This window comes from Sphingomonas bacterium (assembly GCF_028292945.1).
GTDB lineage: Bacteria > Pseudomonadota > Alphaproteobacteria > Sphingomonadales > Sphingomonadaceae > Sphingomonas.
On the sequence record NZ_JAQGLJ010000028.1, the window covers coordinates 1 to 12,121 of the forward strand.

At 67.5% G+C, this 12,121-nt stretch carries 13 protein-coding genes; 7 read left to right on the forward strand and 6 right to left on the reverse strand.

Annotated features, from left to right (window positions below):
• A partial coding sequence (locus tag JWN21_RS03605; RefSeq protein ID WP_299646376.1) for an urea carboxylase-associated family protein occupies positions 1 to 521 on the reverse strand: 521 nt, incomplete at its 3' end.
• 37 nt (positions 522 to 558) lie between these two features.
• Positions 559 to 1,257 carry a guanitoxin biosynthesis heme-dependent pre-guanitoxin N-hydroxylase GntA gene (gntA, locus tag JWN21_RS03610; RefSeq protein WP_299646321.1) on the reverse strand — a complete coding sequence of 233 codons (699 nt, stop codon included), beginning with the start codon at positions 1,255 to 1,257 and terminating at the stop codon, positions 559 to 561.
• Between the two features lie 123 nt (positions 1,258 to 1,380).
• Between gntA and JWN21_RS03615 the strand changes: the two genes are divergently transcribed.
• Positions 1,381 to 2,127 carry a Crp/Fnr family transcriptional regulator gene (locus tag JWN21_RS03615; RefSeq protein ID WP_299646323.1) on the forward strand — a complete coding sequence of 249 codons (747 nt, stop codon included), beginning with the start codon at positions 1,381 to 1,383 and terminating at the stop codon, positions 2,125 to 2,127.
• Positions 2,127 to 2,321, forward strand: coding sequence for a hypothetical protein (locus JWN21_RS03620; RefSeq protein WP_299646325.1), 195 nt, complete (start codon positions 2,127 to 2,129; stop codon positions 2,319 to 2,321). Before JWN21_RS03615 ends, JWN21_RS03620 begins: the two co-directional genes overlap by 1 nt.
• 103 nt (positions 2,322 to 2,424) lie before the next feature.
• Here JWN21_RS03620 and JWN21_RS03625 read toward each other — a convergent pair whose 3' ends face one another.
• The 3 genes from JWN21_RS03625 to JWN21_RS03635 form a co-directional block, all read right to left on the reverse strand.
• Positions 2,425 to 2,721, reverse strand: coding sequence for a hypothetical protein (locus JWN21_RS03625; protein WP_299646327.1), 297 nt, complete (start codon positions 2,719 to 2,721; stop codon positions 2,425 to 2,427).
• A gap of 90 nt (positions 2,722 to 2,811) precedes the next feature.
• Complete coding sequence (locus JWN21_RS03630) at positions 2,812 to 3,585, reverse strand: thioesterase family protein (RefSeq protein ID WP_299646328.1); 774 nt, start codon at positions 3,583 to 3,585, stop codon at positions 2,812 to 2,814.
• Positions 3,582 to 5,111, reverse strand: a complete 1,530-nt coding sequence (locus tag JWN21_RS03635; protein WP_299646330.1) for a class I adenylate-forming enzyme family protein — start codon at positions 5,109 to 5,111, stop codon at positions 3,582 to 3,584. Before JWN21_RS03635 ends, JWN21_RS03630 begins: the two co-directional genes overlap by 4 nt.
• A 66-nt stretch (positions 5,112 to 5,177) precedes the next feature.
• On the opposite strand from JWN21_RS03635, the gene JWN21_RS03640 reads away from it, so the two are divergent.
• Together JWN21_RS03640 and JWN21_RS03645 are read left to right on the forward strand one after the other, a co-directional pair.
• Entirely contained in the window at positions 5,178 to 5,792 is a 615-nt protein-coding gene (locus JWN21_RS03640; protein WP_299646332.1) for a glutathione S-transferase family protein, read from the forward strand.
• Positions 5,750 to 6,574, forward strand: a complete 825-nt coding sequence (locus JWN21_RS03645; protein WP_299646334.1) for an SDR family oxidoreductase — start codon at positions 5,750 to 5,752, stop codon at positions 6,572 to 6,574. The genes JWN21_RS03640 and JWN21_RS03645 overlap by 43 nt, the downstream gene beginning before the upstream one ends.
• Here JWN21_RS03645 and JWN21_RS03650 read toward each other — a convergent pair.
• On the reverse strand, positions 6,546 to 7,781 hold the full coding sequence (locus JWN21_RS03650; RefSeq protein ID WP_299646336.1) for an MFS transporter: 1,236 nt from the start codon (positions 7,779 to 7,781) through the stop codon (positions 6,546 to 6,548). The two genes, JWN21_RS03645 and JWN21_RS03650, sit on opposite strands and share 29 nt — an antisense overlap.
• Positions 7,782 to 7,998: 217 nt before the next feature.
• Here JWN21_RS03650 and JWN21_RS03655 point away from each other — a divergent pair, with 217 nt between their 5' ends.
• From JWN21_RS03655 to JWN21_RS03665, 3 genes are all read left to right on the forward strand, one after another.
• The gene (locus JWN21_RS03655; protein WP_299646338.1) at positions 7,999 to 9,504 is read left to right on the forward strand and encodes an MFS transporter; all 1,506 of its coding nucleotides are present in this window, start codon (positions 7,999 to 8,001) and stop codon (positions 9,502 to 9,504) included.
• A gap of 57 nt (positions 9,505 to 9,561) precedes the next feature.
• A complete protein-coding gene (locus JWN21_RS03660) occupies positions 9,562 to 10,785 on the forward strand; it encodes an acyl-CoA dehydrogenase family protein (RefSeq protein WP_299646340.1) in 1,224 nt (407 codons plus the stop codon).
• 72 nt (positions 10,786 to 10,857) lie between these two features.
• The gene (locus JWN21_RS03665; RefSeq protein ID WP_299646342.1) at positions 10,858 to 11,925 is read left to right on the forward strand and encodes an acyl-CoA dehydrogenase family protein; all 1,068 of its coding nucleotides are present in this window, start codon (positions 10,858 to 10,860) and stop codon (positions 11,923 to 11,925) included.
• Positions 11,926 to 12,121 lie beyond the last annotated feature (196 nt).

A 12,121-nucleotide genomic window follows, 5' to 3' on the forward strand; every position in this document is an offset into this window, starting at 1 on the left:
GCGATCGGCTTGAAGCTGCCGCCGTTGGACGCCAGCGCGGAGCAGGCGGTGAGCCCGATCACCAGGTCCATCTCGGCGCGGAAGACGATGTGGTCGCCCGCCTTCGACAGCGGCGGCTCGACGGTGAGGCGACCGTCCGGGGCGACGGGCACGTTCATGAAGCAGTTGAACGCGGTCGGGACGCGATCCGGGCCGATACCCCAGGGTGCGAGCGCGGCGACGAGATTGCCGAAGCAGCCGCGATGCGACGGCTCGTCCGGGTAGAAGTGGCTGAACGTGTCGACCGAACAGGGCGTGAGCAGGAAGTCGTGCACGCCGACCGTGTCCGCCACGATCGTCAGCATCGGCCGCGAGCGGTTGGAGTAGAGTATGTGACCCGTCGTCAGCCGGATCGTCTCCGCATAATCGAGCGTGCGGCCCGACGACACGACCTCGTCGAGGTCGACGGCGTTGAAGGCGAGCAAATCGGCGACCTGCACGCCCTGCGGATCGGTGACGGTCAACCGATCGCCCGCCGCCATCGTGAACGCCGTGCCCGAGCGCGGCGGGATCAGGGTGTCAGGCACCGAGAGCGCCTGGAGCGTCGGCGCGGTGGAACGGGCATTTCCAACCGGCATCGACGGCTCGGCCGCTATACTGCCGCGCCTCGCTCGCCTCGCCATGGCGCGCGAGCATCGGGTTGATGGACCCTGCGAGCGCGATGTCGCGCTGCAGAATGGAGGAGCGCAGCTTTTCATAGCGCTGCTGGTCGCGCAGCACCTCGAACTGGTCGTGCAGGTTGAACACCAGCGCCGGGTTCGCGAACCGCCGCGCCGGGCGGCTGGCGTTGGGGTGCAGGCCCACGACGAAGAACGCCTCGCCGGCGAAGCTGAGCGAGAAATGCGGATCCTCAGGATCGGCGCTCACCGAGTCGTTGGGCCGATTGCCGACCCAGGCGTCCTTGTCGGACAGGGACTGCGCGCGTGCCCAGAGATGCTGCTCGAACTGCTCCTCGCACAGGTCACCCGGCTGTTCGAAGACCACCACCATCGTACGGAATATCGCCCGGTCGGCGTGATATTTCGCGACGGTCGTGGTCAGTGCCGGCAGGATGCGCAGGTCGTCCCAGGCGGAGCGCAGGTCGCGTGCGACCAAAATGTCCATCTGGCCGCGACCGAGCGCCGACTTCGCCCCGACGCACGGAAAGGCGGGCTGCTCCACCCTGGCGATGAAATCGCGTGCGAGTGGATGGTCGTTGTCGTAGCTGATATGTCGCATTGCCGTGGAGTAACCAGCGTCGACCGGCAATGTTGCGCAATCCACGTTATTATTTGTCTTTGTTAGCGGCTTTTCGCCGTCTGGGTTGACGCTTGCTCCAACGTTTCGGGGAAGGGAATGCCCATGCTCACACACCGCTTCCTTCTGGGACGCGCGCGCGACGCGCTGAGCGAGGAAGAGCGGCAGGTGATCGAAAATGCCGTGTCGAGCGTGCGCCAGATCCCGCCGCGCACCCAGATTCAACGGCGCGGCGAGCTGGTGACGCACAGCGTCATGCTGCTGGACGGCTATATGTGCCGCTATCTCGACGACCGCGAGGGGTACCGGCAGCTGGTTTCCTTGCAGGTGCCGGGTGACTTCGTCGACCTGCATGGCTTCCCGATGAAGCGGCTCGACCATGACGTCGCGTCGCTCGGCCCCTGTACGATCGCGACGTTCGAACACCGGACGCTGGCGGAGATACTGGAGCGTTATCCGCGGCTGACGCGCTGGCTGTGGTTCTCGACGCTGCTCGACGCGGCGATCCATCGCGAATGGATCTTCCGGCTGGGCCGGCTGGGGGCCGAGGGCCGCGTCGCGCACTTCTTCTGTGAGCTGTACGCGCGGCTGGAGATGGTCGGGCTGGCGCGGGACGGGGCCTTCGCGCTGCCGGCGACGCAGGCCGACGTGGCGGAGGCGTGCGGCATCACCGGCGTCCACGCCAATCGCGTGCTGAGGTTGATGCGCGAGCGCGGCTTCGCCACCTTCCGTTCCGGCGAGGTGGAGATTACCGACATGCCCAAGCTGAAGGCGCTGGGCGAGTTCGACCCGATCTATTTGTATGGCCAGCATTCCGCCTGGGTGGCCGAGATGCGTGAAGGGAATGATTGATGGCTACTGACCCCCACCCGATGCCCCCGGAGGCTGGCCCGGGGGAGGCCAGCGCCGAAGCCGGGGTGGTCATGCTCGATGGACCGGACGGCGTGGCGGTGGCGATGTCGCCCGATGCGGCGGAGGAGACCGGGCGCAGGCTGATCGCGGCGGCGAAGGAGGCGCGCAGCCAAGGCAGGACGCCTGCGGATTAGACTATGGTTTGATGTATCAGCCTTCCCCGACGGAAGTCGGCGCCCAGCCGGCCGCGCCGCAGACTGGGCCGCGGGGTCCGCCGGGGAAGCGCTGAATCATTATTCAGCGCGGCGACTCGGTCGTCGTGTGCGGCTCCGGCTGACGCGGCACGCCGCCGTCTTGCATCGTGCGCGCGCGGCGGCCGACCTGTGCCATCTCCTGGCCGGTCAGCTTGCCGTCGCGGTCGGCGTCCATGCGATCGAACCGTTCGGTTGCCTGGGCGAGGTGCTCGTCGCGGGTGATGACGCCGTCGCCGTTGCTGTCGGCGCGCATCATCATGCCGCCGCCACGCGGGCGATCCTGGAAATCAGCCTGGGTGCCCGAAACGGCCATCGTCGTGGCGAGAAGGAAGGTCAGCATCAGGAGTCGCTCCGAAGGTCCGAGAGCTGCGTCGGTCGCAGATCGTGAGGCGGCTGTAGCGGCGCGAGGCTGAACCGCAGCAGTCCGCGATCAGGCGAACAGCGCGACGCTCTGCATCTGCTCGGCGATCGGCTCGCCGGCGCTGTTCCAGATGCCCATCTGCTGGCTGGAACTGCCGGCGACCGCATAGTCCGTGCTCGCGCGCAGCAGCCACCAGCCGTCCTCCGTGCGCGGTTGAGGGCCGAGCACGTTCACGATCCAGGTCATCGAGCTGACCGGCGCGGGACCGCCGAGCAGCTTGAACGCGGCCGGCGGCAGGCAGTCGGCGACCGCCATCAGCTCGACCATCGGGTCGAGTCCGGCACGGTCCGTCAGCCGCACCCAGCGCAGCCACTCGGTCGGACCTGTCGCCCCGTCGCGGCGGTCGAGGAACTCGAAATTCTGCGTGAAGAACGGGGCCTTGCCGCTGAAGGTGGTGCTCGAGCCATCGGGTTTGTCAAAGGCGGGCGGCTCGCCCGCGCGATAGTCGACCCTCGACTCGACCGGCCCCATGAACACGAAGGTGGCGCGCAGACCGAGGCCGGCGTCGCTCACCACGTCCGCCTGCACGAACGCGGCGTTGCGCCCGCGGCGAAGGCGTTGCGCGCGCAGCGTGACCGGGCCGGAGAGCGGGCCGATGAAGGACACCTGCGCCGATCGCAGCGGCGGCAGATCGGTATCGGAGAGCTGCGCCGCGTGCAGCGCCAGCGCGGCGGAAAAGCCACCATAGGCGGTGCGGCCCTGCAGCCAGGTGTCGGGGATGGTGCCGCGCCAGGCGCCGTCGAACGGCTCCAGCGCGGCGAGCACCTGTGGCAGCGACGTCATGCCGGCACCGTCAGGTAGCGGTCGCGCAGCTCGCGCTTCAGCACCTTGCCGATGGCACTGCGCGGTAGCTCGGGGAGCGCGTAGAGCGCGGACAGGCGTTGCGTCTTGCCGAGCTGCGCGTTGACGGCGGCCAGGATTTCCTCGCGCGCTGGCGCATCGTCGCGCGCGACGTAGAAGCCGACCGGCGTCTCGCCCCATGCCTCGCTGGGCGCGCCGACCACGGTGGCGTCGGCGACGCCGGGGTGCCGGAGCAGCACCGCCTCCAGGTCGGACGGGTAGATGTTGTAGCCGCCGGAGATGATCAGGTCCTTCTTGCGGTCCATGAGGATGAGGAAGCCGTCCGCGTCGAAGCGGCCGACATCGCCGTGGCGGATGAAGCGGCGGCCGTCGGAGTCGAACCATTCGGCGTCGCGCGATGCCTCGGCGCGGCCGTGATAGCCGCTCATCATCGTCGGACTGCGGCCGACCACCTCGCCCATCTCGCCGGGCGCGACCTCGTGGCCGTCCTCGTCGATCAGCTTCATCTCATGGCCGGGCAGCGGTGGGCCGACGGTGTGGAGCTTGTCGGGGAACTGCGTCGCGTTGAGGCCGCACGACGCGCCGCCTTCGGTCATCCCATAATATTCGATCAGCAGCCCCGGCCAGCGCCGCACGACGTCCGCCTTCAGGCCAGCGGAGAAGGGAGCGCTGGTGCAGGTCTTCAGCTTGAAGCTGGACAGGTCGAACCGGTCGAAGTCGGGCAGCGCCATCAGTCGTTGATACTGGACGGGGACGAGCATGGTGTGGGTCGCGCGGTGCTGCTCGGCCAGTTCAAGGTAGCGGCGCGCGTCGAACCTGCTCATCAGCACGACCGTGCCGCCCCAGCCCAGCGTCGGCAGGAAACTTACCAACGTCGTGTTGGAATAAAGCGGGGTCGCGATCATCGTCACCGCTTCGTCGTAGCCCGCGGTCGTGTTGCGGTGGATGTGTGCCCAGCGCATCGCATGGCTCTGCACGATGCCCTTGGGCGTGCCGGTCGTGCCGGACGAATAGATGATGTTGAACCCGTCGCCGGGCGCGATCGACACCGGTTCGGGCTTCTCGCCATCGGGGGCGAGCCATGCGTCGAGGTCGTTGTCGAGCCGAACGATCCTGGCCGACAGCCGCTCCTCGCTGAGCGCGCGGGTGTTCGCCTCGTCCAGGAATACGATGCTCGCGCCGCAATCGGCGATCATCGCGGCGATCTGCGCCGGCGTGGCGGAGGGCGCGATCGGGGTGACGACGCCACCTGCGCGCAGGATGCCGCCGAACGCGATCGTATATTCGACCGATGGCGAGGCGACGATCGCCACCGCCTGACCCTGCGCGATCCCTTCGCGTTGCAGCGCGGCGGCGAGGCGATCCATGCCGCGATCCAGCGTCGCATAGTCGATCGCGCGCACGTCGTCCGCGACCGCGGTCCTGGTGCCGCGCTCGCGGGCATGGGCGGCGATCAGGTCGGACAGCAGGCCGAACTCGCCTGCCAGCATCTCGGTGGCTTCGCTCATCGCGCCATGGCTAGGCGAGCCGCACGGCGAATGCCATACGCGATCTTCGAAAAAGGGAGCGACGCCTTGCTGCTACACGACAGTCCCAATCCTGCGCCCAATCCGCGGCGGGTTCGAATCTTCCTCGCCGAGAAGCACGTCCGCATCCCGACCGCGCCGGTTTCGATCACCGCGGGCGAGCACAAGGGTGCGGATTACCTGGCGGTCAATCCCTATGGGCAGACGCCGTCGCTGGCGCTCGACAATGGTGTGGTGCTGACGGAGAGCGTCGCGATCTGCCGCTATCTGGAGGGGCTGCACCCGGAGCCGCCGCTGTTTGGGCGAGGGCCGCTGAACGTCGCCCAGGTCGACATGTGGACCCGGCGTGTCGAGCTGCGGCTGATGACGCCGCTGTCGATGGTATGGGCGCATACCCATCCCTTCACCGCGCGCGTCGTGAAGCCGCAATATACCGAGTTCGGCGAAAGCCAGCGGCCGCGCGTCGTGGCGGCGATGAAGGAGTTCGATCGGGCGCTGGACGGGCGCGAATGGCTGGACGGGGAGCGTTACACGATCGCCGACATCGTGCTGCTGACGACGCTGGATTTCGCCACCTTTGTCGGCGTGCCGATGCCCGAAGAGCTTACGGCGCTGGCCGGGTGGCATGCGCGCGCGTCGGCGCGGCCGAGCGCACAGGCATGAAAGGTGGCGTCGCGATCGTGACCGGCGGCGGCACGGGCATCGGTGCGGGGGTCGTACGCCAACTTGCCGAGCGTGGGGTGCGCTGCATCGTCAACTATGCGTCGAGTCGCGACGACGCGGAGGCGCTGGCGGCGGAAATCGGCAACGGTTCGGTGGCGGTGCAGGCGGACATCGTCGAGGATGCGGCGTGCCGCGCGCTGGTCGCCGCCGCGTTGGATGCGTTCGGGCGCGTCGACTTCCTGGTCAACAATGCCGGGCGGACCAAGTTCGCGAACCATGAAGACCTGGACGCATTGGAGGCGGAGGACTTCATCGACATCTACCGCCTCAATACGATCGCGGCATTCCAGATGATCCGCGCCGCCGCGCCGGCGATGCGCGCGAGCGACATGGGTGCGGTGGTCAATGTCGCGTCGGTGGCGGGCGTGTTCGGCGTCGGGTCGTCGGTCGCCTATGCGGCATCGAAGGGCGCGCTGATCACGATGACCAAGAGCCTGGCGCGGGTGCTGGCGCCCGCGATCCGGGTCAATGCGGTGGCGCCGGGCTATGTCGGCACGGGCTGGTTCGAGAAGCGGTTGGGCGCGGGCGGGTTCGCGAAGGTCAATGAACGCATTGCCGCCGCCACCCCGATGCGGATGGCGGCGGGGCCGGACGACATCGCCGGGCCCATCGTCATGCTGCTCGATCCCGCGAGCAGGGTAATTACGGGCGAGTGCCTAGTGCTCGACGCCGGCGCGCACCTGGACGTCGGACTCAGCCGCCGGCCGGGGCGCGAGACCTAAGTCCGCCCGCGCGGCCTCTGACGACGCCCAGCCACAAGACGAGGAGCGCCAGCGCGCACAGGGCAGCGGCGAGCAGAAAGGCTGCGCCGGGAACGCCGCATTCCGCGCCGGCCGCGAGCGTCTGCGTCATCGCAAGCGGTCCGGCGATCGCGGCGACGCTGGCGAGGCTTGCCAGGCCACCCTGCAAACCGCCCTGATTGGCGGCATCGACGCGGGACGACAGGATCGCGTTGAGCGATGGGAACACCAGCCCCATCAATGCGCCGACCACGAGCAGCACGTAGACCTGCCAGCCTTCACGCACGAAGCCATAGAGCGTGAAGATGATCATCCCCGCGATGAGGCCGATCAGCGCCGTGCGACCCTCGCCAAAGCGCCTGATCGTCGGCCCGATCAGCCAGATTTGCGCCGCCATCATCGACACACCCGTGGCCGCAAGCGACCAGCCGATCGCCTGTGCGTCCCAGCCGAACGCGATGCCGGCAAAGAAGGACCAGGTGCTGGGGAACACCATGTGCGCGAGCTGCCACAATAATGCGCAGACCAGCAGGGGTGCGGCACCGCCCGCGTTGAACAGGGGAGCGAACGCGCCGATCGGGTTGGCGCGCCGCCACGAGAACGGCCGGCGATTCTCGGGCGCCAGCGTCTCGGGCAGCAAGGTGAGCACAAGCATCGCATTGACCAGCGCCAGACCCGCCGCCGCGATGAACGGTGCCCGGACGCCCAGGTCGGCGATCAACCCGCCGATCGCCGGACCAAGGATGAACCCGCCACCGAATGCCGCCCCGAGCAGGCCAAAGGTGGCCGCCCGGCGTTCCGGCGGGGTGACATCGGCGACGATCGCGTTGGCCGGGCCATAGGTCGCGCCCACCGCACCCGCGATCGCGCGGCCGAGGAACAGCCAGGCGAGCGTCGGCGCGAACGCCATCAGCGCGTAATCGGCCGCGAAGCACAGCAGCGATGCGAGCAGCACGCGGCGGCGCCCGAACCGGTCGCCGAGGCTGCCGATCACCGGTCCGGCGAAGAAATGGGTGCCGGCATAGACCACGAGCAGATAGCCGCCGATCCGCGTCGCATCGGTGAGCGAACCACGGCCCAGCTCGACGATCAACGCCGGCAGCACGGGGAGAACGATGCCGAAGCCGATCGCGTCGATCAGCATCGCCAGCAACGCTATGGGCACCGCGCGATTGTCGAAGCGGATCATCGGAGCACCTGGCCGATATCTACGTAATCAGCCGTCATCCGCCGCCCCCGGCCTGCCTTGCCTGTAGCCTATGACACGGTGGATCGCCATATGACAGCCAGACGCCGCCGACCGGCGACCCGGCCCGCCATTCCCGCTTGACCGTTTGGCCGCCGTACCGCAGTTTCGAAAAAATGGCCGCGTGACCGGTGTGCGCGATAGCGAGAGGATGACGATCATGGCAACGGTCGCTGGATCGACGAACGTTGCGGGCGCGCCGCCCATGACGCTCGCCACGCGGCTGAGCTATGGCATCGGCGCCGGGGCGAACGGGATCAAGAACGCCGCGTTCACCACCTATCTGATGTTCTATTACAATCAGGTCGTGGGCGTTCCGGCATCGGTGGTATCGATCGCGATCGCGCTGACGCTGCTGGTGGACGCGGTGGTCGATCCGCTGATCGGGCGCTGGTCGGACACGACGCGATCGCGATGGGGGCGGCGTCACCCGTTCATCTACGGCGCGGCCATCCCGACCGCCGTCCTGTTCGCGGCGGTGTGGTTTCCGCCCAAGGATGCGAGCGATCTGACCTATGGCGTCTGGATCTTCGCCTTTGCGGCGCTGACGCGGATGGCGCTGAGCGCATTCGAGATCACCACCTCGGCGATGAACCCCGAGCTGACCAGCGACTATCGCGAGCGGACGCGACTGTTTTCGCTGCGCTACTGGTTCGGCTATGCGGGCGCGTTCGGGTTCACGGCCTTTTCGCTTGCCGTGTTCTTCGCCGCCACGCCGGAATATCCGCGCGGGCAGCTCAACCCCGCCGGCTACACCAGCTTCGCGCTGACCGGCGCGGCGATCATCACGATCGCCATTCTGATCTGCGGTATCGGAACGCACAACCGCATTCCCTATCTGCGCCAGGCGGAGGTTCGGACCGATCGCCGCAGCTTCGCCACCCACCTGCGCGAGATGGGGCAGGCGCTGCACAACCGCGCGTTTCTGGCGATATTCGGCTTTGGCGTGCTCAAATATACCGCGATCGGTCTGTACAGCGGGTGCAGCCTGTACTTCGGGACATATCTGTTCAAGTTGAGCGGTGCGCAGCTGGCGCTGCTCACCTTCGACAGCCTGATCGCTGCGACGATCGCGGCGCCGCTGGCACCGGTGATGTCGGCGTGGATCGGCAAGCGCGCAAGCTCGATGTTCTTCGCGGTCGGCGGCGTCGCGCTCGGGCTGTCGCCCCTGGTGCTTTCCTACCTCGGTTTGTTCTGGGTGCCGGGCGATGCGATGCTGGTGCCGACGTTGTTCGTGATCGGCGCGCTGTACGGGGCGATGGTGGCGATCAGCCTGATCAACACGTCGTCGATGCTGGCCGATGTGGTTGAGGACTCCGCAGTGAAGACGGGCCGGCACGACGCCGGCGTGTTCTTCGCCGCATCGTCGTTCATGCAGCAATGTTCGTCGGCGCTGGGCATCCTCGCCACCGGTGCGATCCTCACCTGGTCGGCGTTTCCGCAGAAGCCAACCCCGGGCGGCGTTACCGCGACGATGACGGACAGCCTGATCCTCCACTATGTGCCAATGGTGATCACCTTGTGGGCGCTGGGTGCGCTGGTCCTGCTGTTCTATCCGATCACCAAGGTCCTGCACGAGGCCAACGTCGACGTGCTGCGTGCGCGCGAGGCAGAGGCACGCGCCCGCGAGATGGACAATGCGCCATTGGGCGCACCGGTCCGATAGGATTGAAGCGGCACGCGAAGTGTTGCATACCGGACCCTCGAATCCAGGAGCACCACGATGGCGACGCTTGCCGAACCGCTGACCCAGACCGATCCGATCGAGAGCTTTCGCGCCGAGGTGCGCGCGTGGATCGCGGAGAACTTCCCGGCGGCGTTGAGGGGCAAGGACACCGGCATGTCGGCGATCGAGGGCGGGCATGAGCCGTCCGCCGACGAGGAAGCCTGGCGCGTCGCGATGGGCGACAAGGGCTGGGGCGTGCCGACCTGGCCCAAGGAATATGGCGGCGGCGGGCTCGACCGCGCGCAGGCGCGCGTGCTGCAGGAGGAACTGGGTCGCGCGGGCGCCTACAACCCGATCGGCGGCATGGGGGTGATGATGTTCGGCCCGACGCTGCTGGAATACGGCACCGAGGAGCAGAAGCAGAAGCACATCCCCGACATCGCCAAGGCGAACGTCCGCTGGTGCCAGGGCTATTCGGAGCCAAATGCAGGCTCCGACCTCGCCAACATCCAGACGTTCGCCGAAGACAAGGGCGACCACTACATCCTCAACGGGCAGAAGACCTGGACCAGCGGCGGTCAATGGGCGGACAAATGCTTCTGCCTGGTGCGCACCGACAAGACGCAGAAGCATGCCGGCATCAGCTTCCTGCTGATCGACGACATGCACGCCGAGGGAATCGAGGTTCGCCCGATCAAGCTGATCTCCGGTGCGTCGCCGTTCTGCGAGACGTTCTTCACCGACGTGAAGGTCCCCAAGGGCAATCTGGTCGGCCGCGAGGGCCAGGGCTGGGAAATCGGCACGCGGCTGTTGCAGCACGAGCGGTCGTCGCTGTCGGGCGGCGGCGGGTCGGCGGGTCGGATGATGGCGGGTCCGACGCTGGCCGATCTCGCCAAGAAGTATCGCGGAACCGATGACAAGGGCCGGCTCAACGACAGCGACCTGCGCATGCGTCTGGTGCGGCACGAGATGGACGCGCGCGCCTTTGCGCTGACGCTGCGGCGCGCGGCGCTGGAAGCGAAGTCGAACTCCGGTCCGTCCGCGGCGACATCGATCATGAAGAATGTCGGCGCGCGCGTGACGCAGGATCGCGCCGAGCTGGGCGTCGAGATCATGGGCATGCAGGGGCTCGGCTGGGAGGGCGAAGGCTTTTCCTCCGCCGAAATTGCGCAGACGCGCACCTGGCTGTGGGGCAAGGCGGTGTCGATCTATGGCGGCTCCACCGAAATCCAGAACAACGTGATCGCCAAGCGCATCCTGGGGATGCTCGATCACCAATAAGGTTTGGGAGAGGGTGAGGGCGGCAGGACGTAACGGCGGACCTGCCGCCCGCCTTTCATTGAGGGAAGAACGATGGCGGTCCTAAACGACGAACAGGTGATGCTGCGCGATATGGCGCGGGAATGGGCGGACAACGAGTCGCCGGTGAGCGCATTTCGCAAGCTTCGCGACGCCGCACCGGCGCAGGGCTTCGATCCGGATGCCTGGAACGCGATCGGCCAGATGGGCTGGGCGGGCGTGGTCGTGCCGGAGGAGCATGGCGGGTCGGCATTTGGTTACCTGTCGATGGGGCTGGTGCTGGAGCAGCTCGGGCGCAACCTGGCCGTCTCGCCGCTCGCGTCGGTCGCACCGGCGGCGACCGCGATCGCGATGGGCAGCGACGAGTCGGTCAAGGGCGAGTGGCTGCCGAAGATCGCAGGCGGCGAAGTCGTCGTAGCGCTCGCGGTGGACGAGGGGCCGCATCACGACCCGCTCAACCTGCAGACCATTGTCACGGACGGCAAGCTGACGGGAACCAAGGCATTCGTCGCGGAAGGCGACGGCGCGCAGGCGTTCGTCGTCGCGGCGCAGGACGGACTGTATCTGGTGACGGACGAGGCGGGCGTGACCCGCTCGACGCGCAAGATGGCGGATATGCGCAGCCATGCCGAGGTCCGGTTCGAGGGTGCGACGGCGGTGAAGCTGGGCGGGCCCGAGCTGACTGCTGCGGTCGTCGATCGCGCGACCGCGCTGGCGTGCGCGGAGATGCTGGGCATGGCCGAGTCGGCCTTCCACCAGACCAACGACTACCTCAAGACGCGCGTCCAGTTCGGCCAGCCGCTGGCGACATTTCAGGCGCTGCAGCATCGCATGGCGAAGATGTTCACCGAGCTTGAACTGATGCGCTCCACGGTGGAGGCCGCGCTGGAGGCGGTCGACGCGGGCCGGTCCGATCTCGATCAGGCCGTCAGCCTGGCCAAGGCGACTGCGTCCGACACGCTGAAACTGATCAGCCGCGAGATGGTCCAGCTGCACGGCGGCATCGGCATGACGGACGAATATGACGCCGGCTTCTACATGAAACGGTCGGCGGTGCTGGAAGCGATGTGGGGCAACGCCGCCTATCACCGCGAACGCTTTGCACGGTTGAATGATTACTGAGGCACGGGTCAAAGCGCGTGATGTGGACGGGTCCGGCCCCCCAGCGGGGGTTCGGGTCACCGTCATGCCTCTTCCCGCGGCGGATGCTCGAGGAGTATTCTGATGGCTGCGGGTGTTCCCGGAGCGAGCGGGCCTAGCCTGCGGCAGTTCATCATGGAATCCTGGCTGAAGCGGCGCAATCCCGCCGGCAGGATTG

Excerpts from the sequence above, each read along its gene's own strand:
- gntA (WP_299646321.1), bottom strand. The coding sequence starts at position 1,257 with ATGCGACATATCAGCTACGACAACGACCATCCACTCGCACGCGATTTC.
- JWN21_RS03615 (WP_299646323.1), top strand. The coding sequence starts at position 1,381 with ATGCTCACACACCGCTTCCTTCTGGGACGCGCGCGCGACGCGCTGAGC.
- JWN21_RS03620 (WP_299646325.1), top strand. The coding sequence starts at position 2,127 with ATGGCTACTGACCCCCACCCGATGCCCCCGGAGGCTGGCCCGGGGGAG.
- JWN21_RS03625 (WP_299646327.1), bottom strand. The coding sequence starts at position 2,721 with ATGCTGACCTTCCTTCTCGCCACGACGATGGCCGTTTCGGGCACCCAG.
- JWN21_RS03630 (WP_299646328.1), bottom strand. The coding sequence starts at position 3,585 with ATGACGTCGCTGCCACAGGTGCTCGCCGCGCTGGAGCCGTTCGACGGC.
- JWN21_RS03635 (WP_299646330.1), bottom strand. The coding sequence starts at position 5,111 with ATGAGCGAAGCCACCGAGATGCTGGCAGGCGAGTTCGGCCTGCTGTCC.
- JWN21_RS03650 (WP_299646336.1), bottom strand. The coding sequence starts at position 7,781 with ATGATCCGCTTCGACAATCGCGCGGTGCCCATAGCGTTGCTGGCGATG.
- JWN21_RS03655 (WP_299646338.1), top strand. The coding sequence starts at position 7,999 with ATGGCAACGGTCGCTGGATCGACGAACGTTGCGGGCGCGCCGCCCATG.
- JWN21_RS03660 (WP_299646340.1), top strand. The coding sequence starts at position 9,562 with ATGGCGACGCTTGCCGAACCGCTGACCCAGACCGATCCGATCGAGAGC.
- JWN21_RS03665 (WP_299646342.1), top strand. The coding sequence starts at position 10,858 with ATGGCGGTCCTAAACGACGAACAGGTGATGCTGCGCGATATGGCGCGG.